Origin of the sequence: Micromonospora sp. WMMD558 (genome assembly GCF_049315255.1) — a bacterium.
In the GTDB taxonomy this organism is placed as follows: domain Bacteria; phylum Actinomycetota; class Actinomycetes; order Mycobacteriales; family Micromonosporaceae; genus Micromonospora.
This window is the reverse complement of sequence record NZ_CP186061.1, coordinates 3,912,736-3,936,318: the sequence shown is the minus strand read 5'-3', so window position 1 is coordinate 3,936,318 and position 23,583 is coordinate 3,912,736. Positions and strand designations below refer to the sequence as shown.

Below are 23,583 nucleotides of genomic sequence, written 5' to 3'. Positions count from 1 at the left end.
ACGGACGCCCGAGGTGTGGAGTACCTGCATCCACCGGGGCTCCCGCGACAGCCGGGGCCGGTCGACCCCGCGACGAGGCGAGCCGGACGGGAGCGTGCGACGTGAACGGTGACGAACCGTCCACCGGGGAGACCGCCGCGGGTGGGGACCCGGTCCCGGCCGAGCTGGCCGAGGTTCTGGAGCGCCAGGCCAGGCTGCTCGACCCGGCCCGCGCCGACGCGACGGCGGGACGACACGCGGCCGGGCGGCGCAGCGTACGGGAGAACCTCGCCGACCTGCTCGACGAGGGCACCTGGCTGGAGTACGGCGGCCTGGCCGTGGCGGCGCAGCGCTCCCACCGGCCGCTCGCGGAACTCACCGAGGCGACCCCCGCCGACGGCGTGCTCGTCGGGGTCGGCCGGGTCGGCGGCGCCCGCGTCGGCACGGTCGCGTACGACTACACCGTGCTCGCCGGCACCCAGGGGCTGACCGGTCACCGCAAGACCGACCGGCTCTTCGGCATCGTCGCGCGGGAGGACCTGCCCGTCGTCATCTTCGCCGAAGGTGGCGGTGGCCGCCCCAGCGACACCGACCATCCGACCGTGGCGGGTCTGGAGCTGACGACCTTCGCGTCGCTGGCCCGGCTGCGCTCGCTACGGGTCGGGATCGCGGCCGGCTTCTGCTTCGCCGGCAACGCCGCGCTGCTCGGCACGTGCGACGTCACCATCGGCGTCGCGGGCGCCAGTATCGGCATGGGCGGACCGGCCATGGTGGAGGCGGCCGGGCTGGGCACGGTCGCACCGCAGGACGTCGGCCCGCTCGAGGTGCACCTGGCCAGCGGTGCCGTGGACATCCGCGCGGCGGACGACGCCGACGCCGTACGCCTGACCCGGCTGGTGCTGGGCTACGCGGACGGGCGACCGGCGCACGGGAGCCACGAGGACCAGCGCCGGCTGCGCCGCGCCATGCCGGAGAACCGGCGCCGGGCCTACGACGTACGCGACGTCATGCGGCTGCTGTTCGACGTGGACTCGGTTCTCGAACTCCGGGAGCGGCACGGCCGGTCCCTGGTGACCGCGTTCGCCCGCCTCGGCGGGCATCCGGTCGGCGCGATCGCCAACAACCCGCTGCACCGTGCCGGCGCGATCGACGCCACCGCCGCCGGCAAGGCGACCCGCTTCCTGCGGCTCTGCGACCGCCTCGGCCTGCCCGTGGTGAGCCTCTGTGACACCCCGGGAATCATGGTGGGTCCGGACGCGGAGCGGACCGGGCTCGTGCGGGCGGTCGGGGAGTTCTTCACCGCCGGCGCGTCGCTGCGCACCCCACTGGTGACGGTGGTGCTGCGCAAGGCGTACGGCCTCGGCGCCATGGCGATGGCCGGCGGAAGCTTCCACGAGTCCCGCCTCACCCTCGCCTGGCCGACCGGCGAGGTCGGCGCGATGGGTCTGGAGGGGGCGGTCCGGCTCGCGCACCGCCGGGAACTGGCGGCCATCACCGACGACGCCGAGCGCCGGCGCCGCTACGACGAACTGGTGGCACTCGCCTACGCCCGCGGCAAGGCGCTCTCCGCCGCCGCGAGCTTCGAACTCGACGACGTGGTCGACCCCGCGGACACCCGGGCGAGGCTCCTCTCCGCGCTCTTCTGACCGGCGGTGACGCCGCCGGCTGTCACCTGGCGACCACGGTCAGCGGGCTGCCTCGGGCCGCAGTGAGGCCAGGAGCAGGCCGGCGAAGTGATCGCCGACCTGCTCCGCGGTGAGCCGGCCGCCGCTGCGGAACCACGCGCCGAGATGGTGCACCGCGCCGAAGAAGTAATCGACCACCAGGTCGGCCGGCACGTCGGCACGGAAGGTCCCGGCGCGCTGCCCCTCCTCGACCAGCGAGCGGAAGCGCTCGTGGTACTCGCGGCGGGCCGCCCGCACCGCGCGCCGGCGGTCGGCGGACAGCAGATGCATCGACTGCAGGAAGATGGTGGCGTCGTCGAGGTTGGCGATCGCGGTGACGACCACGTCGGCGGCGGCGGCGTGCAGGCGCTCCGCCACCGGCTGCGGGCCGGCCATGATGGTCTCCAGGCGCTCGCGCTGCATACGCAGCAGCCGCTGGTAGATCTCCTGGAGCAGGTCGTCCTTGGCGGCGAAGTAGTGGTACATCGCGCCCTTGGTGACTCCGGCCGCCTCGACGATCTCCTGCACCGAGGTCTTCTCGAAGCCCTTCTCCGCGAACAGCCGGGTCGCGACCGCCAGCAGCCGCTGGGGCAGTGCCTCGCCGCCGACCGTACGCCCCACGTCGCCTTCCCTTCCGGGCCGCCGGCCCCCCGGTGGGCCAGCGTACGCGGCTCAGGCGGGCTCGACCCGCACCGGGATGCCGTTGAGCACGACGTTGCCCGACAGCGGATCGACGGCCGTCTCGTCGGTGAGCACGTTGCTGTTGACGCCGGCGTGGGCGCGGGCCACCGACTGGCGCGTGCCCGGGAGGTCGTGTCCCCAGCCGTGCGGCATGCTGACCACGCCGGGCATCGTGTCGGCGGTCAGCTCGACGGGCACGACGACCGACCCGACCCGGGAGGAGACCCGCGCGGCGTCCCCGGCGTCGAGCCCGAGTCGGGTCGCGTCCTCCGGGTGCACCTGCAGCGTGCAGCGGTCGCGCCCCTTCACCAGCGCGGGCACGTTGTGCATCCAGCTGTTGTTCGACCGCAGGTGCCGGCGCCCGACGAGGACGAATCCGTCCGGTGGCGCGTCGCGCGCCGCACGGAGCCGGGCCACGTCGGCGGCGATCGGCGACGGGCAGAGCTCGACGGTCCCACTCGCCGTGCGCAGCACCTCCGGCAACCGCGGTCGCAGCGGCCCGAGGTCGACGCCGTGCGGGTGGTCGAGGAGCCGGGCCAGGGACAGGCCGTCCGGTCGCGCTCCGAACTGGTCGCCGTAGGCGCCGAGCCGCAGCCGCGCGTCGAGCAGGCGCTCGGCCGGCCGGTCCCCGGTGACCAGGGCACGCAGCTGGGCCGCCGGCCGGCCCGACGTCTCGGCCGCGTCGGCGAGCGTCTGGCCGAGCAGGTGCTCGTGCAGCTCCGCCGGGTCGGCGTCGGCGCCCCGGCCGGCGGCGATCAGGGTGAGCCGGGCGAGGATGTCGCACTCGTCGAGGCTGTCCGGTTCCGGCGGCAGGGCGGGGGGCGAGTAGCTGGCGACGTTGCGGACGGCCAGGGTGAGGAACGCGAAGTCGTAGTGGCCGGTGCGGGCGGCATCGGGCGGCGGCAGGACCACGTCGGCGTGCCGGGTGGTCTCGTTCAGGTACGGGTCGACGCTGACCATGAAGTCGAGCGAGGCGAGGGCGCGGTCCAGCCGCCGGCTGTTGGCGGTGGAGAGAACGGGGTTACCGGCGATGGTGATGAGCGCCCGGACCTGGCCTTCCCCCGGTGTCTCGATCTCGTCGGCGAGCGTGGCGACGGGGAGTTCGCCCTTGACCTCCGGCAGGCGGCGTACCCGGCTGGTCCAGCGTCCGGTGCGGAAGCCCCGGCCGGGCCCGGCGGCGCGGGGGCGCTGGTGGGCGGCGAGGGGGAACATCGCCCCGCCCGGCCGGTCCAGGTTGCCGGTGAGCACGTTGACCACGTCGACCAGCCAGCTGGTCAACGTGCCGAACGCGACGGTGCAGGTGCCGATGCGGCCGTAGACGGCCGCCGCGGGAGCGGCGGCGAGCTCGCGGGCGAGCTGGCGGATGCGCGGCGCGGGCACCGCGCACCGGTCGGCCACCCGTTCGGGCGCGAACGCCCCGGCCAGGTCCCGGACGGCGTCGACGCCGGTCACCTGCTCCGCCAGCCGCCCCAACCGTACGAGGTCCTCGTCGAAGAGGGTGTGCACGACGGCGAAGAGCAGCAGCGCGTCCGTGCCGGGCCGGATGGGCAGGTGCTCGTCGGCGGCGGCGGCCGTGCGGGTGCGCCGGGGGTCGACGACGAGGAACCGGCCGCCGCGGGCCTGCAGCGCCCTGAGCCGGCCGGGGAAGTCGGGGGCGGTGCAGAGGCTGCCGTTGGACTCGAAGGGATTGGCGCCGAGCAGCACGAGCAGGTCGGTGCGGTCGAGGTCGGGCACCGGGATGGCGTTCGGGTCGCCGTAGAGATAGCCCGAGGAGACGTGCTTGGGCATCTGGTCGACGGTGCTGGCGGAGTAGACGTTGCGGGTGCCGAGCGCCCGCACGAGGGGACCGACATGCAGCCCGCCGGCCATGGTGTGCACGTTGGGGTTGCCGAGGTAGACGGCGACGGCGTCCCGGCCGCCCGACCGGGCGGCGGCGAGTCCGGCCGCGACGGCGGCGAACGCCTGCTCCCAGCCGACCTCGCGCAGCGTGCCGTCGACGCGCAGCAGCGGCCGGCGCAGGCGGTCCGGGTCGGCGAGGAGCTGTGGGAACGCGGCTCCCTTCGGGCAGACGAAGCCGTGGCTGAACACGTGGTCGTGGTCGCCCCGCGTGTGGGTGACCCGATCGCCGGTGATGGTCAGGGTCAGGCCGCAGGTGGCCTCGCAGAGCGGACAGGTGCGGTACGCGGTGCGCGTCGCGGTCGTCTCCGCCATCGCGGGCCCCGTCCGGTCGGTCGGTTCGACGGCTGGCATCCCCTACTCCTCCGCGACCTGGAGCACCAGCTTGCCGAGGTTCTCACCGCGGAACAGCCGGAGCAACGTCTCGGGAAACGCGGTCACCCCACCGGGAACAACGTCCTCCATCGAGCGCAGTTGGCCGGCCGCCAACCACTCGGCCAGCTTCGCGACGGCCTCGGAGTACCGGTCGGCGTAGTCGAAGACGACCATTCCCGTCATGGAGGCGCGGTTCACGAGCAGCGACAGGTAGTTGCTCGGCCCCTTGACCGGCTCGGTGTTGTTGTACTGGGAGATGGCGCCGCAGATGACGATGCGGGCACCTCGGGCCAGCCGGGTCAGCACCGCGTCGAGGATGTCGCCGCCGACGTTGTCGAAGAACACGTCCACCCCGTCCGGGGCGTGCTGGCGTAGCGCTTTCTGCACATCCTCGGACCGGTAGTCGATCGCCGCGTCGAACCCGAACTCGTCGACCACCAGTCGGCACTTCTGCTCGCCGCCGGCGATGCCGATGACCCGGCAGCCCAGGAGCTTGGCGATCTGGCCGACCACACTGCCGACCGCGCCGGCCGCCGCGGAGACCACGACGGTTTGCCCGGGCTGCGGGCGGCCGACGTCGAGCAGGCCGAAGTAGGCCGTGATACCGGTCATGCCGAGGGTGCCGAGATAGACCGGAAGCGGTGCGAGCGCGGGGTCCACGATGGTGACGTCGCGCCCGTCCGACACGCAGTACTCCTGGACGCCGAAGGCGCCGGACACGTGGTCGCCGACCGCGAAGCCGGGGTGCCGCGAGGAGACGACCCGGCCCACCGCGCCGGCGCGCATCACCTCGCCGATCTCGACCGGCCGGATGTACGACCTGGCCGCGTTCATCCAGCCCCGCATCGCCGGATCGAGCGAGAGGTACCGCACCTGCACGAGGAACTCACCCTCGCCCGGCTCCCCGACCGGCACCTCGGTCAGCTTCCAGTCGGTCGGCCGGGGCAGCCCGACGGGACGCGCAGCCAGGAGCAGTTGACGGTTGATGCGCTTCATCTCGGCGGTCCCTCGATTCTCGCGGCTGACGGATGGCTGAACGTGCACGGCGACAGGCTCGGGCCGCAGCTCGACACGGCCATCACGGCTGGGCGTACCGACCGGTCGGTTTGTAGTCAAGCTACGTTCACGCCGCAACGGAAGCAAGCACCACCCGAGTCCGGGCCGCCGCCCACGGGTGAGATCCGCCTCTCACCCCCGGTGGAGCGCCCACGCTCCGCCGCGTGACACATCGTGAAATGTTGATTACAAGGGGTGTCGCCTGCCGGGGGTGGGTGGCTACGGTGGCCGCGGTCGCCGCGGCACGTCAGGCCAGCTGGTGTGTGCCACGACGCCGATGGGACTCATCGTGCTGCGCCACGCCGAGATGCATCACCTGCTTCGCGACCCCCGGCTGGCGCAGAGCGGCGAGCGCTGCCTGGAGCTGATGGGCATCTCCGACGGACCACTGCACGACTGGCATCCCGAGCTGGCCGGGCGCCTGCGCGGCCTGGTGCTCTTCGCCACCTGGGCGGGCCGCATCCTCGACCGGGCGCCGCAGAACCGGCTGCAGATCCCGCTGCTGGAGACCGGTGTCCTGCAGCGGATCGCGCGCACCCGTACCGGAGGTGTGCTGTTCGGAGCCGCGCAGTGCGGCACCCGGCCGTCACCGGCCATGATCTCCGTGTTCCGCGAGGTCTTCGTCCGGCAGAACCACCAGCCGCTCATCCCGATCGTGCGGGCCTTCAGCCGGGAGGACCACTATCCCCGGCTGGACGAGATCACCGTACCGACCGTCGTCGTGGTGGGCTCGGCGGACCGATCGACGCCCCCGAGCCACTCGCACCGGCTCGCCGCCGGGGTGCCCGGAGCGCGGCTGGTGACCGTGACGCCGGACACATGCTGAACTGGGAGGCGCCGGACGTTCTCGTGGAGACCATCGCGTCACTCCAGCCGTGACACCCGCGCGGCCGAGCGGTCGACGACCGAGGGCGCCGGGACGGTCAGAAGTCGTCCGGCGTGCGCATCCGCTCGCGCACCCAACCGCCGGCCGGCTTGAGCCGGCCCGTACCGCTGAACTGCCCGCTGCCGCACGTGCCGCCGGTGAAGACCGCGCCGGAGCGGAAGTCGTCGGAGTAGTTCCAGCTCACCCAACTGATCTTCCTGCTCGCCAGCAGGTCGAGGTAGCGCTGGGTCATCGTGAAGTTGTTCGGACCGTCGCCGGAGGCCTCCTGGCTGCCGAACTCGGTCACGAAGATCGGGAGCCGGTCCGCCGCGCGCGCCAACGTGTCGTAGTACCGGTCGCCGTGCGAGGCGGCGTAGAAGTGGAAGACGTACATGATGTTGGTCGCGGCCACCGGGTTGGCGGCAATGGTGTCGACGCCACCACCGGTCCCGGAGACACCGAGCGACGACCAGTCGGGGGTTCCGACGAGCACCACGGCCTCCGGATCCCGCTGGCGGATGACGGGGACGACCTGGTCGGCGTAGCTCTTGACGGCGCTCCAGCTGACGCCGTTCGGCTCGTTGGCGATCTCGTAGAGGACGTTCGTCTTGTCGCGGTGGCGGTCGGCGATCTCGGCGAAGAAGGTACGGGCCCGGGACAGGTTGTGGTTCGGATCCCCGGGGGTGAGCATGTGCCAGTCGACGATCGCGTAGAGGCCGCGGGCGGTGGCCAGCTCGATGTAGTGATGGACCAGGTCGGTGAAGCGGCGCGGATCGGTCTCGTAGCCGCCCTCCTGGACGTACATCGAGATCCGCAGGACGTCCGCCCGCCACTCCTGCGCGAGGACGTCGAGGGAGGCGGGAGTGACGCAGTTGGCGTACCACTGGAGGCCGTGCGTGCTCATCCCCCGCAGTTGGATCGGCTTGCCGTTCCGGTTGCACAGTTGCCGTCCGCAGACCTGGAGCTGTCCGTTCGCCGCCACCGGCGTGCTGGCGGGAGGCGCGGTGGTCGGTGGAGGCGGGGGTGGGCTCGTCGTCGGCGGTGGGGTCGCGTCACACGGCTGGCCGTTGAGCCGGCAACCGGTGGGGCTGCCGGACCCGTTGCCGAGAAGGCCGAACGTCACCGAAGTGCCGGGAGTGAGCGTGCCGTTCCAGGACCGGTTGGTGAAGCTGTAGTGCTGCCCGTCCCGGGTCATCAACGCGTCCCAGTACGAGCCCACGCTGGTACCCGCCGGCAGGTCGAACTCGACGCGCCAGGAGTCGAGGGTGCTGCCGCCCCGGTTGGTGATGGTGTACCGGCCCTCCCAACCAGATCCCCAGTCGGAGGTCTTGACGAAGGTCGCGGTCGGCGTGGCCGCCGCGGCCGCGGTGGCGCCGACGGCCACGGGGACCGCCGCCATGACCGCGACGACGCCCGCCAGGACGAGATTCCTGACGTTCAGCTTCACAGGTCCTCCGGTGGAGACGTCGCCCGAACGGCTCGCGCGGCCGGCATCGGGACGGCGCCGCGGCGCATCGCAATCGAACTATAAACATACTTAAATGTTCTGGCAACGGGCGGTCGAGGCCCACCGGCGGTCCGTGATGGCGGGCGAGCGCCAGCAGGGCCACGCGCAACTGCGGTAAGGAACGCGGAGAGCCGCTCCCCCACCGTGTCACCGGCCGGCGTCCCGGGGAGCAACGACGAGCCGCGATATCCCGGGCGGCCGTAGCGTCAGTTCCCGGCTCGGCCGGAAGCGTCGACGGTCGACACGGGGGTGCCGAGTTCGACGGTACGGGAGACGGTGCAGAGCCGGTCGTGCGACTGCTGCAGCGACCGGGGCAGCGCCGCACGCGCCTTGTCGCCGTCTTCGTCCATCGGGAATTCCACGGTGAACTCGACCGTGAGGTTCCGCATCCGGTTCCCTCCGGTCTCGTCCCGGACCTTGTCGCCGCTGACCTTGACGGTGAACCGGGTCGGCTCGGCGCGGCGGCTGGTGATGTGGTCCACGTCGATCGCGGTGCAACCGCCGATGGCCGCCAGAAGCAGCTCCACCGGTGTGAAGCTGGCGTCCTCACCCGCGCCCATCGGCAGCGATCCGCCGCGGACGTTCCGCGCGACGTACTGCCCGACGCTGGTGCGCTCGATCTCGACGGAGCGGAAGGTGTCCTCACTCATGACCGGGACGCTACCCAACCGGGCCGGTGGCCGCCGGGAGAGGTGGATGATCGGGTGAGACGAAGCTGACACGCCGACGCGACATCTAGTGTTGCTTGCTCGACGGTGTCGGCATATATGGTGTTCCCCGCAGCTGGTTCGGCCGTTCCCGCAGGGGCGGTCGAGGCAAGAGGGAACCCGGTGCGAGTCCGGGACTGCCCCGCAGCGGTGAGTGGGAACGACCGCCGTCATCGAGCACTGGGCCTGATCGGGCCTGGGAAGCGACGGCCAGTAGGCGACCGGCGACCCCGGTCAGGCCCGCGAGTCCGAAGACCTGCCAGCGCGCCGTGCGCCTGTGCGCGCGGCGGTCGGAGGTCGCGCGGGACGACCGACGCCAGCAGCCGGGCCTGCCGTCCGTCGGGTCCGCTGGCGTTCTCCCGCGTCCGAGGGCCATCGGAGACAGCGCGAGGAGAGGTCATGACGGTCGTACAGGAGAGGCTCGCGTCCGGCGCGGGCGCACCGGAGCCGCGCCGGCAGGTGATGCAGGTCCGCAAACGCAACGGCGACGCCGAGCCGGTGGACGTCAACAAGATCGTCAAGGCGGTCGAGCGGTGGGTGGCCGACCTGGACGAGGTGGACCCGATGCGGGTCGCCACGAAGACGATCAGTGGTCTCTACGACGGGGCGACGACCGCGGAGCTGGACAAGTTGTCGATCCAGACGGCGGCGGAACTGATCGGCGAGGAGCCGCAGTACTCGAAACTGGCGGCGCGGTTGCTGGCCGCGTACGTGGACAAGGAGGTCCGCGGGCAGGGTGTGGCGAGCTTCAGCCAGTCCATCCGGTACGCCCACGGGCTGGGCCTGATCGGTGACGACACCGCCGCGTTCGTGGCCCGCAACGCCCGCAAGCTCGACGACGCCGTGGACCCTGTCGGTGACCTGCGGTTCGAGTATTTCGGGCTGCGCACCGTCGCCGACCGCTACCTGTTGCGCCACCCCGAGTCGCGGCTGGTGGTGGAGACGCCGCAGTACTGGCTGCTACGGGTGGCCTGCGGGCTGTCCGGGACGCCGGGCGAGGCGATCCGCTTCTACCGGCTGATGTCGTCGCTGGCGTACCTGCCGAGTTCACCCACGTTGTTCAACTCGGGCACCCGGCACACGCAGATGTCGTCCTGCTTCCTGGTCGACTCGCCACGGGACGAGCTGGACTCGATCTACGAGCGGTACCACCAGGTGGCGAAGCTGTCGAAGTTCTCCGGCGGCATCGGCATCGCCTGGTCGCGGGTACGCGGCCGGGGCGCGCTGATCCGCGGCACGAACGGCAGGTCGAACGGCATCGTGCCGTTCCTCAAGACCCTCGACGCCGGCGTCGCGGCGGTCAACCAGGGCGGCCGTCGCAAGGGGGCGGCCTGCGTCTACCTGGAGCCGTGGCACCCGGACATCGAGGAGTTCCTGGAGCTGCGGGACAACACCGGGGAGGAGTCCCGGCGTACGCACAACCTGAACCTCGCCAACTGGATCCCGGACGAGTTTATGCGCCGGGTGGAGGCGGACGGCGACTGGTCGCTGATCGACCCCTCCGACGCGCCGGAGCTGCCCGACCTGTATGGCGAGGAGTTCGACGCCGCCTACCGGATCGCCGAGAAGAAGGCGGTCCGGACGGTCAAGGCCCGAGACCTGTACGGGCGGATGATGCGGACGCTGGCGCAGACCGGCAACGGGTGGATGACGTTCAAGGACCCGTCGAACCGGCTGTCCAACCAGACCGGCGTACCGGGCAACACCATCCACCTGTCCAACCTGTGCACCGAGATCCTCGAGGTGAACAGCGACACCGAGACCGCGGTGTGCAACCTCGGCTCGGTCAACCTCGGCGCGCACGTCACCGGGGACGGGGTCGACTGGGAGAAGCTGCGCTCGACCGTACGCACCGCGGTGGTCTTCCTCGACCGGGTGATCGACATCAACTACTACCCGGCCGACCAGGCCGCGGCATCGAACCCGCGCTGGCGGCCAGTCGGGCTCGGCCTGATGGGCCTGCAGGACGCGTTGTTCACCCTGCGCCTGCCGTTCGACTCGGCCGAGGCGAAGGAGCTGTCCACCCGGGTGCAGGAGGAGATCTTCCTGACCGCCCTGGAGACGTCGGCCGGCCTGGCGGAGCGGTTCGGCCCGCATCCCGCGTACGCCGAGACCCGCGCCGCCCGCGGTGAGCTGCACCCTGACCTGTGGGGTGTCGAACCCGCCCAGACCGAGCGGTGGGCGGCGCTGCGTTCGGCGATCGCCGCGCACGGCCTGCGCAACTCGCTGCTGGTCGCGATCGCGCCGACCGCCACGATCGCCTCGATCGCCGGCTGCTACGAGTGCATCGAGCCGCAGGTGTCCAACCTGTTCAAACGCGAGACCATGTCCGGTGAGTTCCTCCAGGTCAACACGTACCTGGTCCGCGAGCTGAAGGCGCGGGGACGGTGGACGCCGGAGATCCGCGACCAGATCAAGCGCGCCGAGGGATCGGTGCAGGGGATCACCGATCTGCCCACCGACGTGCGGAAACTGTTCCGCACCGCCTGGGAACTCCCCCAGCGGGCACTCATCGACCTCGCCGCCGCCCGCGCACCGTACGTCGACCAGTCGCAGTCGCTGAACCTGTTCATGGGGGCGCCGACCATCGGCAAGCTGTCGTCGATGTACCTGTACGCCTGGAAGTCCGGGCTGAAGACCACCTACTACCTGCGTTCGCGTCCCGCGACGCGGATCCAGCAGGCCACCGTCGCCGTCGCGCCCACGGCGGTCGCGCCTCCGGTCGTCGCCGCCGACGCCGAGGCGCTGGCCTGCTCCCTGGAGAACCCCGAGAGCTGCGAGGCCTGCCAGTGACCACGACGTCCGAACCCCGTACCGACACCCGGCACATGCTGCTCGACCCCGGCATGGATCTGACCCTGCGCCCGATGCGCTACCCGCACTTCTTCGACCGGTTCAAGGACGCGATCAGGAACACCTGGACCGTCGAGGAGGTCGACCTGCACTCCGACCTCGCCGATCTGGCCCGGCTCTCCCCCGCCGAGCAGCACCTGGTGTCCCGCCTGGTCGCGTTCTTCGCCACCGGCGACACGATCGTCGCCAACAATCTCGTGCTCAACCTCTACCAGCACGTCAACTCCCCCGAGGGCCGGCTCTACCTGTCCCGGCAGCTGTTCGAGGAAGCCGTGCACGTCCAGTTCTACCTGAACCTGCTCGACACGTACGTCCCCGACGAGAAGGAACGCTTCGCGGCGTTCGCCGCGATCGAGAACATCCCGTCCATCCGACGCAAGGCCGAGTTCTGCTTCCGCTGGATCGACTCCGTCTTCGAGCTCCGCGAGCTGAAGAGCCGCGAGGACCGCAGGGCGTTCCTGCTCAACCTGATCTGCTTCGCCGCGTGCATCGAGGGCCTATTCTTCTACGGCGCGTTCGCGTACGTCTACTACCTGCGCTCCCGGGGCCTGCTCAACGGCCTCGCCTCCGGCACCAACTGGGTGTTCCGCGACGAGTCGATGCACATGGCGTTCGCCTTCGACGTGGTGGACACCGTACGGCGTGAGGAGCCGGACTTGTTCGACGACGAGTTGGTCCAGCGGGTCCGGGAGATGCTGGCCGAGGCGGTCGAGTGCGAGGTCCAGTTCGCCGAGGACCTGCTCGAACAGGGCGTCTCCGGGCTCTCCCTGGGCGACATGCGGCTGTACCTGCAGCACGTCGCCGACCGCCGGCTCGCCCAGCTCGGCATTGCACCGCTCTACGGCTCGACGAACCCCTTCGCGTTCATGGAACTGCAGGACGTACAGGAACTGTCGAACTTCTTCGAGCGGCGCGTGTCGGCGTACCAGGTGGGCGTCACCGGAAGCGTCACCTTCGACGACGACTTCTGAGCAACGGCCGGGGGGTGAACGGCTGCACCGCGAACCTGACTGAGGCCGTGCTCACCTCGACGGTAGCTGATCCGGATCTCCGTTGATCTTGCGCGTCTGATCCGTCACCGCTGCCAGGAGAGCGGTCAGTGCGGGAGCCGGCGGGGTGTCTCGGGTGACGACGACCAGGCGGCGCCGGAGGGTGGCTTCGGCAACGTCACGGATCGCCAGAGCGGGATCGCCGGTCGGTAGGGTCAACGCCGGCATCAACGCGACGGCTGCTGCGACGCGGACGAGTTCGAGTTGCACGTCGGCGTCGCTGGCGCGGTGTCGCAGGTCGGGCTCGTACCCGCCGAGGGACCGGCAGGTCCCGACCACCATGGCGTGGTGGCCGGTCCCCTCGGCGGAGGCGGCCCAGACGTCGGATCGCAGCGCCGCGACCGACACGGGTCCTCCCGTTGTGGCGAGTGGATGCGCTGCCGGTAACACGACCTTCAGCGGTTCCTCGTGCAGGAGCGCGAAGCGTAGCCCTGCCGGCCGGGGCCGGGGGTGGCCGTCGTACTCGTCGCCGATCATCAGGTCGACCGCGCCCAGCCGCAGGCCGGGTAGCGCCTGTTCGAGTTCGAGTTCGAAGATCTCCGCGCGCACCTGCGGGTGGTCGGCCGTCATGCGGGCCACAGCGGGCACCAGCAGACGGCGAGCCGCCGATTGCAGGCCGCCGGCTCGCACCGCGCCCCGGATGTCGCCGCCCAGGGCCGCCAGGTCCGCCTCCGCCGCCTCCGCCGCCGACAGCAGCACGCGCGCATGCTGGGCCAGCAGTCGCCCGGCGTCGGTGAGCCGGACGCCGCGCCCGGCCTTCTCGAACAGCCGGGCACCGGTCTCCCTCTCCAGGAGGGTCAGTTGCTGGGAGACCGTCGACGGGCTGTAGCCCAGAGCGGCGGCGACGGCTCCGAGGGTGCCGCGCTCCTCGAATTCCCGAAGGAAGCGGAGGCGGCGAAGATCCAATGCGACCATGTAGGAATTCTAATGAGTTCGCTCCATCAATCATCGCTAGACCTGACGGTTTTGGTGGTTGATGCTCGACGCATGGGTCCCGCACTGTGTCTTGTCTCCGCGGCCTGTTTCGGCGCTATGGCGATCTTCGGCAAGTTCGCCTATGACGCCGGCGTCTCACCGGGGGCTCTGCTGCTGGTGCGCTTCAGCCTGGCGGCCGCGCTGCTGGGGGTTCTCCTGCTCCTGCGGCCGGGGCTACGACGAGCGGAACCGGGTGCACACGGTGGCCTACCGGCCGGTCGGGCACCGGCAGGGCACGGCCGGGTGCTGGCTACCGCCATCGGGTTGGGCGCGATCGGGTACGCGACCCAGGCGGGCCTGTTCTTCTCGGCCTTGCAGCTGATGGATGCCTCGCTGTTGTCCCTGATCCTCTACACCTACCCGGTCCTGGTCACCGTGGGCGCGGTACTGCTCGGCCGGGATCGGCTGACCCCCGGACGTTCCGCCGCGCTGGTGGCCGCGTCGGGCGGAGCGTTGCTGGTCCTGCTCGGCGCCGGCGGGGTGAGTTTCCACCCGCTCGGCGCGCTGCTGGCCTTCGGTTCGGCGATCACCTACACCATCTACATCCTCGTCGCGGACACCGTCGTGCACCGGCTGCCGCCCGTGGTGCTGTCCGCGCTGGTGATGGCCGGGGCTGCCGGCACCCTCGGCGCCCGCGCCGGGTTCACCGGCGGGGTCGACCTCGGCTTCGGGTTGCCGGGATGGTTCTGGCTGGCCTGCATCGCCGGCGTCTCCACCGTGTTGGCGATGCTCACCTTCTTCGCCGGCCTGAAGCGGACCGGTCCGTCGACCGCCGCCATCCTGTCCACCTTCGAACCCGTGGTCACCACCGCACTGGCGGCGCTCACCCTCGGCGAATCCCTGACCCCAGTTCAGCTCGCCGGCGGTGCCCTGGTGCTGTCGTCCGTCGCTGTTCTCCAGGTCCGCCCAGCGAGGGGCCGGAAGCAGGATCAGGCCTCACGCCCGGCGCCCGACCAACCCGACCGCGCCTGCCACGGGGCGCCGGCGGCCGCGCAGAGCAAATCCGGCGAACCGCAGGCGGTGGCGCCATCGGCTGAGCCGGCCGCCCGGTGCGGCTCATCGCAGCGCCCGCGTGCCTGTTGCTAATTCGCTTTCGGCATGGCGCCACCACGGTGTCTGATCAGACTGTGTCGATCGTGTTGAGCGAGCCAGCAGTCGATGGGTTGAGCGAGGCCGTGCGCGTGCTGCGGGAGTGGCAGTACGACGGGGCGCCGATGCAGCTGCACCCAGGGGACCTGGGCTGGCACTGGCGGTTCGGCGCTGAGGCGACGGCCGCGGCGGTCCGGACCTGGAGCCGTGACGGACAGATTCTCGCCGTCGGGCTGTTGGACAGTCCCGGCCTGTTACGACTGGCGATCGCACCGGACGTTCAGGACGACGAGGAGCTTGCCCGACAGATGGTCACCGACGTGACCCGGCCGGAGCGCGGCGTCCTGCCGCAGGGGAACGTCTACATCGAAGCACGATGTGGCGCATTGCTCCACGGGCTGCTGTTCGATGACGGGTGGGACGCCGACGAGCCGTGGACACCGCTGCGGCGCGACCTCGCGGAGCCGGTGGAGGGCTGCGGCGTGCGGATCGAGCTGATCGGCCCGGCGCGGGCGCACGTGCGGTCCGCCGTCCAGCGGGCGTCGTTCGACAGGTCGACCTTCACCGACGAGCGCTGGCACGCGATGGCCGCCGGATCACCGTACGCCGACGCCCGGTGCCTGGTCGCGTACGACGACCAGGGCACCGCGGTGGCGGCCGCGACGGTGTGGTCCGCCGGTCCGGGGAAGCCCGGGTTGCTGGAACCGGTGGGCGTGCACCGCGACCATCGCGGACACGGCTACGGCAAGGCGGTCGCCGTCGCCGCGGCGGCCGCCCTCCGGGCACTGGGCTCGTCGAGCGCGATCGTGTGCGCCGAGAGCTCCAACGTCGGCGCCGTTGCCACCTACCGGTCGGCCGGCTTCGAACAGCTCCCTGAGGTGCGGGACCTGCACCGGAGCGCCTAGGAAACCGTCCTGACCGTTCCGGGGTGCCGCAGACCGTCATTATATCGATAGACTTACATCTATCGTTCTAGTGCTGGTTCCTGGGAGGAGCGACAATGAGACAGGTCCTGCGTCGCCTACGGACGGCGGCGGTCACGTTCAGTGCGTGCACGCTCGGGCTGAGCCTGGTGTCGGTGCCCGCCGCCGAGGCGTACTCGGCTCAACCGCTCGCACCGCATTCCGAGCGGGCACCGGAATCGGATCAGTTCTCGGCGGAGGGCGTGACCACGGTCGGTGAACTTCGCACCGTGGACGGCTCGCTGTCCTACGCCCGCGCCGGCCGGCGACAGATCATCCGGCACCCCGGCGCGGCGTACGTCAAGGTGCACTTCAGCTCACTGCGACTGGCTCACGGCGACTACGTCACCGTGTCGAGCCCCGACGGCCGGGAGAGCTACCGGTACGACCGCTACCTGAACCGGGCGACCAGCTCGGACTACACCACCGACGGACAGCCGGGCTTCTGGGCGATGTCGGTGGAGGGCGACACCGCCGTGGTGACGCTGCACAGCAGCCGCCCCGCGCACGGCAGGGCCGCGACCATCGACCGGTTCTGGCGCGGCTACGACCGGACGGAGATCACGCAGTACAACCTCTCCACGCTCTCCGTCTGCAGCACCGACGCCCGCCGCGACGTGGTCTGCTACCAGAACAGCCACCCCAGCGAGTACGCCCGCAGCAACGCGGTGGCGCGGCTGCTGATCAGCGGCGGTGGGTTGTGCACCACCTGGCGGGTCGGCAACACCAACCGCATGCTGACCAACAAGCACTGCATGTCGACGCAGTCGACTGTCAGCGGCAGCGAGATGCAGTTCAACTACCAGTGCGCCACCTGCGGCGGCGCCAACCCTGGCCCCGGCACCAAGGTGAGCGGCGCCACCCTCTACCGGGTGAGCAGCGGCGGCTCCAGCCAACTCGACTACACCCTGTACTCGGTGAACAACTTCACCAGCATCCAGGGCTTCGGCACGCTGTACCTGGCGACCACCGCCACCAGCACCGGCGCGCAGATGTACATCCCCGGACACGGCGACGGCAGCCCGAAGCGGCTGTCGATCTACGAGAACGCCCAGGGTGGCACGAGGTGCACCGTGCGGAACGCGAACTACAACACCTGGAACATCAGCTACAGCTGTGACACCTCTGGCGGCAACTCGGGCTCGCCGGTGCTGAACGCCAGCCACCGGGTGATCGCCCTGCACCACCTCGGCGGCTGCCCGTCGAACCAGGGCGCCAAGGCACACGTGATCTACAACGAGATCGCCGGCCTGATCGACAACGGCTGACGACGGTGGGCCGTTGCGGCGCTACCGGCGCCCCAACGGCCCCTTCGGGTCCCGGTGGGGCGCGGCGGGCGCGGTCGGCGCCGCCTCGTGGTCAGGCACGGTGGACGGGCCGGGGTCGGTGGCTGTCGGGCGGGCGCGCAGCAGCGCCGCGACCTGCTCGCACCACTCGCGGTTCTCCTGCTCGAACCGACGGCCGCGCAGACACGTCAGGTACGGCCCGATGCGGTCGCCCTCGCGCAGGAACGTCTCCTCGTCCCGCTGGCCACGCAGCCGCCGTAGCATCCGATCGAAGAGGTCGACCTTCGCCGCCGCCATGGCCGCGCGCTCCTCGAGCTGGGCGATGACCGTGGCCGGGTCCAGCCGGTCGACGGCCTGGACCATGACGAGCAGATCCTCCCGGATGGACGACGGCTTCGACGGCGTAGCGGCGAAGGCGGCCAGCTCCGCGAGGCCGGCCTCGGTGACCGTGAACAGTCGCTTGTTGGGCCGGTCCCGCTGGATGACCTGCCGGCCGACGATCAGCCCCTCGCGCTCCAGCTTGGCCAGCTCGGCGTAGAGCTGCTGGGGCACCGCGTACCAGAAGTTCGACAGCGACACGTCGAAGGCTTTGGCCAGTTGGTACCCGCTGTACTCGCCGTCGAGCAGTGCCGCCAGCACGGCGTGACGCAACGCCATCGGCCACACCTCCCACTTCCCTCGTCGCCTAGTCAGTGATATGACTACTCCTATCATTGACTATAGGGGAGGTCGCGCCGTGACGACCGTCGAGCGGTTCCGTGCCGCAGTCGAGGCCGGGGACCCGGCCGCGTTCGAGGGGCTGTTCAGCCCGGACGTCCGCTTCTTCAGTCCGGTGAAGTTCACCCCGTTCGAGGGGGCGCCGGCCGTCCACGGGCTCCTCGGCGTGCTCCTACGCACGTTCGAGGATTTCCGGTACGTCGGGCAACTGGCCGGCGAGGCCGAGATCGGCACGGCGGGCCGACCGGTCGAGTCGCACATCCTCATCTTCCGCGCGACCGTGCGCGGCAAGCAGATCCACGGCCTCGACCTGCTCCAGCTCGGCGACGACGGTCTGATCGAGGAGTTCACGGTCATGGTCCGCCCGCTGTCCGCCGTCACCACGTTGAGCGAGGCGGTCGTCGCCGGTCTCGCCGCCGACGGCATCGCCCCGTGACACGGAAGGTCGCGCGATGAAACTCGGGTACACCACCGGCTACTGGTCCTCCGGCCCCCCGGCCGGCGTCACGGAGGCCATCGCGGAGGCCGACCGCCTCGGCTTCGACTCGGTCTGGGCCGCCGAGGCGTACGGATCGGACTGCCTGACCCCGCTCGCCTGGTGGGGCGCCAGCACCTCCCGCGTGCGGCTGGGCACCAACATCATGCAGATGTCGGCCCGCACGCCGACGGCGGCCGCGATGGCGGCGCTCACCCTCGACCACCTGTCCGGCGGCCGGTTCATCCTCGGGCTCGGCGCCTCCGGCCCCCAGGTCGTGGAGGGCTGGTACGGCCAGCCGTACCCCCGGCCGCTGGCCCGCACCCGGGAGTACATCGAAATCGTCCGCGCCGTCCTCGCCCGCACCGGCCCGGTCGAGTACGACGGCGAGTTCTACCAGCTGCCGCACCGTGGCGGCACCGGCCTGGGCAAGCCGCTGAAGTCCACCGTCCACCCGCTGCGCGCCGACATCCCGATCTTCCTCGCCGCCGAAGGGCCGAAGAACGTGGCGCTGGCCGCCGAGATCGCCGACGGCTGGCTGCCGTTGTTCTTCTCCCCCAAGGCGGACGGCTTCTACCGCTCCGCGCTGGCCGAGGGCTTCGCCCGACCGGGCGCCCGGCGCGGCCCGGACACGTTCGAGATCGCCGCGACCGTGCCGATCGTCGTCGACGACGACGTGGAGCGGGCGGCCGATCGCATCCGGCCGTTCGTCGCACTGTACGTCGGTGGCATGGGTGCCAAGTCGGCCAACTTCCACCGGGACGTCATCGCCCGCCTCGGATACGAGCGGGAGTGCGACGTCATCACCGAGGCGTACCTGGCTGGCAACAAGCAGGAGGCGATCGCCGCCGTACCGACCGCGCTGGTGGAGGACATCGCGCTGATCGGGCCGACCGCGAAGATCAAGGACGAGCTGCAGCGGTGGCGCGAGACGGTGATCACCACCCTGCTGGTCCAGGGCGGCCCACGACAGCTGCGCCAGTTCGCCGAGTTGGTCGACTGAGGAGCCCACTGCCGCTACGGCCGGTTCCTCGACCGGCCGTAGCGGCAGTGCCATCGGTGCGGGCCGACCGGTGGCACCTCTCGCCGCCACCTGCTGGCCGGCCCGCTCCAGCCTGACGGCGTCACCTCGACTCCGACATCCATCGATGGATGGCTATTGACGGTGGACTGTTAACAAACTTTACTGAGAGCGACGTCCATCGCTGCGGGCGCCGGTCCCGCCAGGTCAGAAGGAGCGCGCCATGCATCTACCGCGCCGCGCCACCGTCGCGGCCCTCGCTCTGCTGCTCTTGCCCACCGCCGTCATCACAGCCACGCCAGCGGCAGCCGCCGCCGGCCTGACCGCCACCTTCTCCAGCGCCGACCACGGCTCCTGGTGGCAGTCCAGGTACGTCGTCGCGAACCCGACCAGCGCCGCCATCACCGGCTGGACGCTGGAGTTCGACCTACCGTCCGGCGTCACCATGAGCGGCTCCTACAACGGCAAGGCCACCGTGTCCGGCAGTCACGTGACCGTCGTCAACGAGTACTACAACGGATCGGTCCAGCCCGGTGGCAGCACCGAGCCGTACAGCTTCTGGTTCATCGCCTCGGGACCGGGCACCCCGACCAACTGCCGGATCAACGGCAGCAAGTGCGACGGCAGCGCCGACCGGCCACCGTCGCCCCCGACCGGCCTGCGCTCGACCGGCCGCACCACCAGGACCGTGTCGCTGGCCTGGGACGCGGCAGCCGGCGGGGACTTCCCGGTGGCCGGCTACGACGTCTACCGCGGCGGCACCCTCGCCACCAGCGTCACCGGCACGTCGGCTGTGGTCACCGGGTTGTCCCCCGACACGGCGTACACGTTCACCGTGACGTCGAAGGACACCCGCGGGAACCGGTCCGCGGCGAGCACACCGGTCACGGTGACCACGCTCAACCCGTCCGACGACAACACGGCGCCAAGTCCACCGGGCAACCTGCGCTCGACGGGCAGGACGTCCAGCAGCGTGTCGTTGGCCTGGAACGCCTCGACCGACGCCAGCGGGATCGCCGGCTACGACGTCTATCGGGGCGGCACCCTGGCCCTGTCCGTCACCGGCACCACCGCGACGGTGACCGGGCTTGCGCCGTCGACGGCGTACACGTTCACGGTGAAGGCCCGCGACCGGTACGACAACGCCTCGGCGGCCAGCAACGCGGTCACCGCGACGACCGATGACGTGGTCGGCGGTGGCGGCCATGCCCGGGTCGGATACTTCGTCCAGTGGGGCATCTACGGCCGGCAGTACTTCGTCAAGAACCTGGACACCACCGGCGCGGCGGCGAAGCTGACCCACGTCAACTACGCCTTCACCAACCTCGACCCGGTGAACCTGACCTGCCTCAACGGCGTCACCAAGGGCACCACCCCCGACCCGCAGGACCCCGACCAGGGCACCGGCGCCGGTGACGCCGACGCCGACTACACCCGACCGATGAGCGCGGCGCAGTCCGTCGACGGGGTCGCCGACACCGGCTGGGAGCCACTGCGGGGAAACTTCAACCAGCTCAAGAAACTCAAGGCCAAGCACCCGCACCTCAAGGTGTTGATCTCGCTCGGCGGCTGGACGTACTCGAAGTTCTTCTCCGACGCGGCGGCCACCGACGCGGCGCGGAAGAAGTTCGTCAAGTCCTGCATCGACATGTACATCAAGGGCGACCTGCCGGCGTACAACGGCGCCGGCGGCGCGGGCGTGGCCGCCGGCATCTTCGACGGCATCGACCTGGACTGGGAATGGCCCGGTGCCGAAGGACACCCGGGCAACCACTGGGGCCCGCAGGACAAGGCGAACAACCTGCTGCTGTTCGCCGAGTTCCGCCGGCAACTCGATGAGCTGGGCGCGACCACCGGCAAGCGGTACCTGTTGACCGCGTTCACGCCGGCCGACCCCGCGAAGATCGCTGCCGGCTGGGACATCAGCACCTCCGACGGCACCCCGAGCGTGTTCGACTACATGGACTTCGCCAACGTGCAGGGATACGACTTCCACGGCGCGGGCAGCGACAACTCATGGGAGCCGAACCGGACGGGCCACGCCTCCAACCTCTACACCGACGCGCAGGACCCGTACACCGTCCACTTCAGCTATGCCGACGCCATCCAGGCCTACCTGGATGCCGGCGTGAACCCGCGCAAGCTCACCATCGGGCTGCCGTTCTACGGCCGCGGCTGGCAGGGCGTGACCGACGGCGGGGTGCACGGCGAGTGGCAGGCCGCCACCGGCGCGGCGCCCGGCCAGTTCGCGGAGGAGGCCGGTACGCGGGGCTACAGCAACCTGATCGCCAGCGTGCCGGGCTGCACCGTCCACCACGACGAGCAGTCGATCTCGACGTACTGCTACACCGGGCCCGGTGGCCAGTGGTGGACGTTCGACGACCCCTGGTCTCTGCAGCGCAAGACCGCTTGGTTGAAGTCCAAGGGTCTGCTCGGCGTGATGATCTGGGAGATGTCCGGCGACACCGGGACACTGATGAACGCCGTCGACGGCGGACTGAACTGAGCACGTTCGCCCGGGTGGCGGAGTTCGGCCGACCCCGCTCCGCCACCCACGTCCGCTGCGGCGATCCGCTCACCGCCCTGGGTGGTCCGGGACGTGGCGTGGGACAAGGTGAGCGTCGCCGGGTCCGCGACGACTACGGTGTCGTCATGGTTGGCGACCAGGTTGACGAGGCGGCGTCCGACGCCCACCGGGCGGCGCCGCGGACCGGCCGCACCGGTGACGACGCCATCTTCGACCGGGGTCCGGGCCGTGCCCGGCCCTCGGGCGGCTGCCCGTACGCGGAGGTCGACCCGGCGTGAGGAGATCGGCACGGGGTCTGATCGATCTGGTCATCGAGCCGGGAACCTGGGAGTCGTGGGACGAACCCGTTGCCGACCCAACCCCGCTCGACGCCGACTACGCGGAGGCGCTGGCGGCCGCGCGCCGGGCCACCGGAGTCGACGAGGCGGTCATCACCGGCGCGGGCCGGCTGGGCGGGCGGCGGGTCGCCGTCATCGCCGGCGAGTTCGCATTTCTCGGCGGCTCGATCGGCGTCGCGGCGGCCGAGCGGCTCACCCGGGCCGTCGAGCGGGCGACCGCCGAGCGGATCCCGTTGCTGGCCGCGCCCGCGAGCGGCGGCACCCGGATGCAGGAAGGCTCGATCGCGTTCGTGCAGATGGTGAAGATCAGCCAGGCGATCACCGCGCACAAGGCCGCGGGGCTGCCATACCTGGTCTACCTGCGGCACCCGACAACCGGCGGCGTGTACGCGTCGTGGGGGTCCCTCGGGCACCTGACAGTCGCCGAGCCGGGCGCGCTGATCGGCTTCCTCGGGCCGAAGGTGCACGAGGCGCTGACCGGCTCGCCGTTCCCGGCCGGCGTGCAGGTCGCCGAGAACCTCCACCGACACGGTCTGATCGACGCGGTCGTCGCGCCGGAGCAGGTGGCGCCGCTGGCCGCGCGAGCGCTGGCCACTCTCAGCGCGCCGCGCCGCCTCCCCCGTCCGCCCGTCCCGGCGGAAGACCCGCCCGACGAACGCACCGCCTGGGACGCCGTCCGACGATCCCGGCGAGCAGACCGTCCCGGCATCCGCCGACTGCTGAGACACGCCGGCCGGGATGTCGTGCCGTTGCACGGTACGCAGAGCGGCGAAACCGGAGCCGGTGTGATCGTGGTGCTGGCCCGCTTCGGGGAGGCCCCCGCCGTGGTTGTCGGACACGACCGGCGCGACAGCCCGCCCGACCCCGCTGGCCTTCGGGCCGTCCGGCGGGGGTTCAAGCTCGCCGCGGAGTTGGGCCTGCCCGTCGTCACCGTTGTCGACACGCCGGGCGCCGCCCTGTCACCACAGGCCGAGGAGGGTGGCCTGGCCGGAGAGATCGCCCACTGCCTTGCCGATCTCGTCACCCTGCCGGTGCCGACCCTGTGCGTGTTGTTGGGTCAGGGCAGCGGCGGCGCCGCCTTGGCCCTCCTGCCGGCCGACCGTGTCATCGCCGCGGCGCACGGCTGGCTCTCGCCGCTGCCGCCGGAGGGCGCGTCGGCGATCCTCCATCGCACCGTCGAACGGGCGCCGGAGATCTCCGCCGCGCAGGGCATCCGTGCGCAGGACCTGCGGGCGAGGGGCATCGTGGACCGGATCGTGGCCGAGCGACCCGACGCCGCCGACGAGCCCGCGGCGTTCCTCGACCGGCTGGGGGCGGTACTGGCGCACGAGCTGGCCACCCTGCTCGACGTCGACCCGGCGGACCGCCTCCAGGCCCGCCGGGCCCGCTACCGTCGACTCTGACCGCGAACTCCCGCCGAATGGTCGCGATCGCCAGGTCGCCTGCCCCCGGCTCGACCTGGTGGGTTGTCGTATAGCGGATTGACCTCGTCACCTGGATCGGTCGAGGCTTGCGGAACAGGACGCCGGTGGCTGTGCCCGCGTCCCGGACCAGGCGCACG

Annotated in this window: 18 protein-coding genes, 1 pseudogene and 1 riboswitch; of the genes and pseudogenes, 12 read left to right on the top strand and 7 right to left on the bottom strand. The window is 71.2% G+C overall.

Going from position 1 to position 23,583, the window contains the following annotated elements; all coding sequences use genetic code 11:
* Positions 1–101 precede the first annotated feature (101 nt).
* Positions 102–1,625 carry an acyl-CoA carboxylase subunit beta gene (locus ACN26Y_RS18865; RefSeq protein ID WP_155331551.1) on the top strand — a complete coding sequence of 508 codons (1,524 nt, stop codon included), beginning with the start codon at positions 102–104 and terminating at the stop codon, positions 1,623–1,625.
* Between the two features lie 39 nt (positions 1,626–1,664).
* On the opposite strand, the gene ACN26Y_RS18860 is transcribed toward ACN26Y_RS18865, so the two are convergent.
* From ACN26Y_RS18860 to ACN26Y_RS18850, 3 genes are read right to left on the bottom strand one after another with little or no spacing between them, the layout of a single operon-like run.
* The gene (locus tag ACN26Y_RS18860; protein WP_155331550.1) at positions 1,665–2,264 is read right to left on the bottom strand and encodes a TetR/AcrR family transcriptional regulator; all 600 of its coding nucleotides are present in this window, start codon (positions 2,262–2,264) and stop codon (positions 1,665–1,667) included.
* A 51-nt stretch (positions 2,265–2,315) separates the two neighbouring features.
* Complete coding sequence (locus ACN26Y_RS18855) at positions 2,316–4,574, bottom strand: molybdopterin-dependent oxidoreductase (protein ID WP_230688633.1); 2,259 nt, start codon at positions 4,572–4,574, stop codon at positions 2,316–2,318.
* Positions 4,575–4,577: 3 nt separating this feature from the next.
* On the bottom strand, positions 4,578–5,591 hold the full coding sequence (locus ACN26Y_RS18850) for an NADP-dependent oxidoreductase (RefSeq protein WP_196255623.1): 1,014 nt from the start codon (positions 5,589–5,591) through the stop codon (positions 4,578–4,580).
* A gap of 337 nt (positions 5,592–5,928) precedes the next feature.
* Between ACN26Y_RS18850 and ACN26Y_RS18845 the strand changes: the two genes are divergently transcribed.
* Positions 5,929–6,477, top strand: coding sequence for a hypothetical protein (locus ACN26Y_RS18845; RefSeq protein WP_230688632.1), 549 nt, complete (start codon positions 5,929–5,931; stop codon positions 6,475–6,477).
* 97 nt (positions 6,478–6,574) lie between these two features.
* On the opposite strand, the gene ACN26Y_RS18840 is transcribed toward ACN26Y_RS18845, so the two are convergent.
* Together ACN26Y_RS18840 and ACN26Y_RS18835 are read right to left on the bottom strand one after the other, a co-directional pair.
* Positions 6,575–7,963 (bottom strand): cellulase family glycosylhydrolase, encoded by a 1,389-nt coding sequence (locus tag ACN26Y_RS18840; RefSeq protein ID WP_155331549.1) that lies wholly within the window; start codon positions 7,961–7,963, stop codon positions 6,575–6,577.
* 266 nt (positions 7,964–8,229) lie between these two features.
* Entirely contained in the window at positions 8,230–8,673 is a 444-nt protein-coding gene (locus tag ACN26Y_RS18835) for an OsmC family protein (RefSeq protein WP_155331548.1), read from the bottom strand.
* Positions 8,674–8,790: 117 nt separating this feature from the next.
* A riboswitch (cobalamin riboswitch) is annotated at positions 8,791–9,009 on the top strand.
* 120 nt (positions 9,010–9,129) lie between these two features.
* Here ACN26Y_RS18835 and ACN26Y_RS18830 point away from each other — a divergent pair.
* Both ACN26Y_RS18830 and ACN26Y_RS18825 read left to right on the top strand, forming a co-directional pair.
* Complete coding sequence (locus tag ACN26Y_RS18830) at positions 9,130–11,523, top strand: ribonucleoside-diphosphate reductase subunit alpha (RefSeq protein WP_155331547.1); 2,394 nt, start codon at positions 9,130–9,132, stop codon at positions 11,521–11,523.
* A gap of 35 nt (positions 11,524–11,558) precedes the next feature.
* Positions 11,559–12,554 (top strand): ribonucleotide-diphosphate reductase subunit beta, encoded by a 996-nt coding sequence (locus tag ACN26Y_RS18825; protein ID WP_155334163.1) that lies wholly within the window; start codon positions 11,559–11,561, stop codon positions 12,552–12,554.
* A gap of 51 nt (positions 12,555–12,605) precedes the next feature.
* On the opposite strand, the gene ACN26Y_RS18820 is transcribed toward ACN26Y_RS18825, so the two are convergent.
* Positions 12,606–13,547, bottom strand: coding sequence for a LysR family transcriptional regulator (locus ACN26Y_RS18820; RefSeq protein ID WP_422733150.1), 942 nt, complete (start codon positions 13,545–13,547; stop codon positions 12,606–12,608).
* 72 nt (positions 13,548–13,619) lie between these two features.
* Between ACN26Y_RS18820 and ACN26Y_RS18815 the strand changes: the two genes are divergently transcribed.
* From ACN26Y_RS18815 to ACN26Y_RS18805, 3 genes are all read left to right on the top strand, one after another.
* Complete coding sequence (locus ACN26Y_RS18815) at positions 13,620–14,693, top strand: DMT family transporter (protein WP_155331545.1); 1,074 nt, start codon at positions 13,620–13,622, stop codon at positions 14,691–14,693.
* 41 nt (positions 14,694–14,734) lie between these two features.
* Positions 14,735–15,601 carry a GNAT family N-acetyltransferase gene (locus ACN26Y_RS18810; RefSeq protein WP_155331544.1) on the top strand — a complete coding sequence of 289 codons (867 nt, stop codon included), beginning with the start codon at positions 14,735–14,737 and terminating at the stop codon, positions 15,599–15,601.
* A gap of 95 nt (positions 15,602–15,696) precedes the next feature.
* Complete coding sequence (locus tag ACN26Y_RS18805; protein ID WP_155331543.1) at positions 15,697–16,926, top strand: trypsin-like serine peptidase; 1,230 nt, start codon at positions 15,697–15,699, stop codon at positions 16,924–16,926.
* A 129-nt stretch (positions 16,927–17,055) separates the two neighbouring features.
* On the opposite strand, the pseudogene ACN26Y_RS18800 reads toward ACN26Y_RS18805, so the two are convergent.
* Positions 17,056–17,601, bottom strand: a pseudogene (locus ACN26Y_RS18800) (PadR family transcriptional regulator); the annotation flags it as partial.
* A 79-nt stretch (positions 17,602–17,680) separates the two neighbouring features.
* On the opposite strand from ACN26Y_RS18800, the gene ACN26Y_RS18795 reads away from it, so the two are divergent.
* The 5 genes from ACN26Y_RS18795 to ACN26Y_RS18775 all read left to right on the top strand — a co-directional run bounded on the left by ACN26Y_RS18795 (position 17,681) and on the right by ACN26Y_RS18775 (position 23,425).
* Entirely contained in the window at positions 17,681–18,097 is a 417-nt protein-coding gene (locus ACN26Y_RS18795; protein ID WP_155331541.1) for a nuclear transport factor 2 family protein, read from the top strand.
* Positions 18,098–18,113: 16 nt separating this feature from the next.
* Complete coding sequence (locus ACN26Y_RS18790; RefSeq protein ID WP_155331540.1) at positions 18,114–19,139, top strand: LLM class F420-dependent oxidoreductase; 1,026 nt, start codon at positions 18,114–18,116, stop codon at positions 19,137–19,139.
* 241 nt (positions 19,140–19,380) lie between these two features.
* The gene (locus ACN26Y_RS18785; RefSeq protein ID WP_422733149.1) at positions 19,381–21,663 is read left to right on the top strand and encodes a glycosyl hydrolase family 18 protein; all 2,283 of its coding nucleotides are present in this window, start codon (positions 19,381–19,383) and stop codon (positions 21,661–21,663) included.
* A gap of 146 nt (positions 21,664–21,809) precedes the next feature.
* Positions 21,810–21,962 (top strand): hypothetical protein, encoded by a 153-nt coding sequence (locus ACN26Y_RS18780; protein WP_155331538.1) that lies wholly within the window; start codon positions 21,810–21,812, stop codon positions 21,960–21,962.
* Positions 21,959–23,425, top strand: a complete 1,467-nt coding sequence (locus tag ACN26Y_RS18775) for an acetyl-CoA carboxylase carboxyltransferase subunit alpha/beta (protein ID WP_230688631.1) — start codon at positions 21,959–21,961, stop codon at positions 23,423–23,425. The genes ACN26Y_RS18780 and ACN26Y_RS18775 overlap by 4 nt, the downstream gene beginning before the upstream one ends.
* Positions 23,426–23,583: the final 158 nt, after the last annotated feature.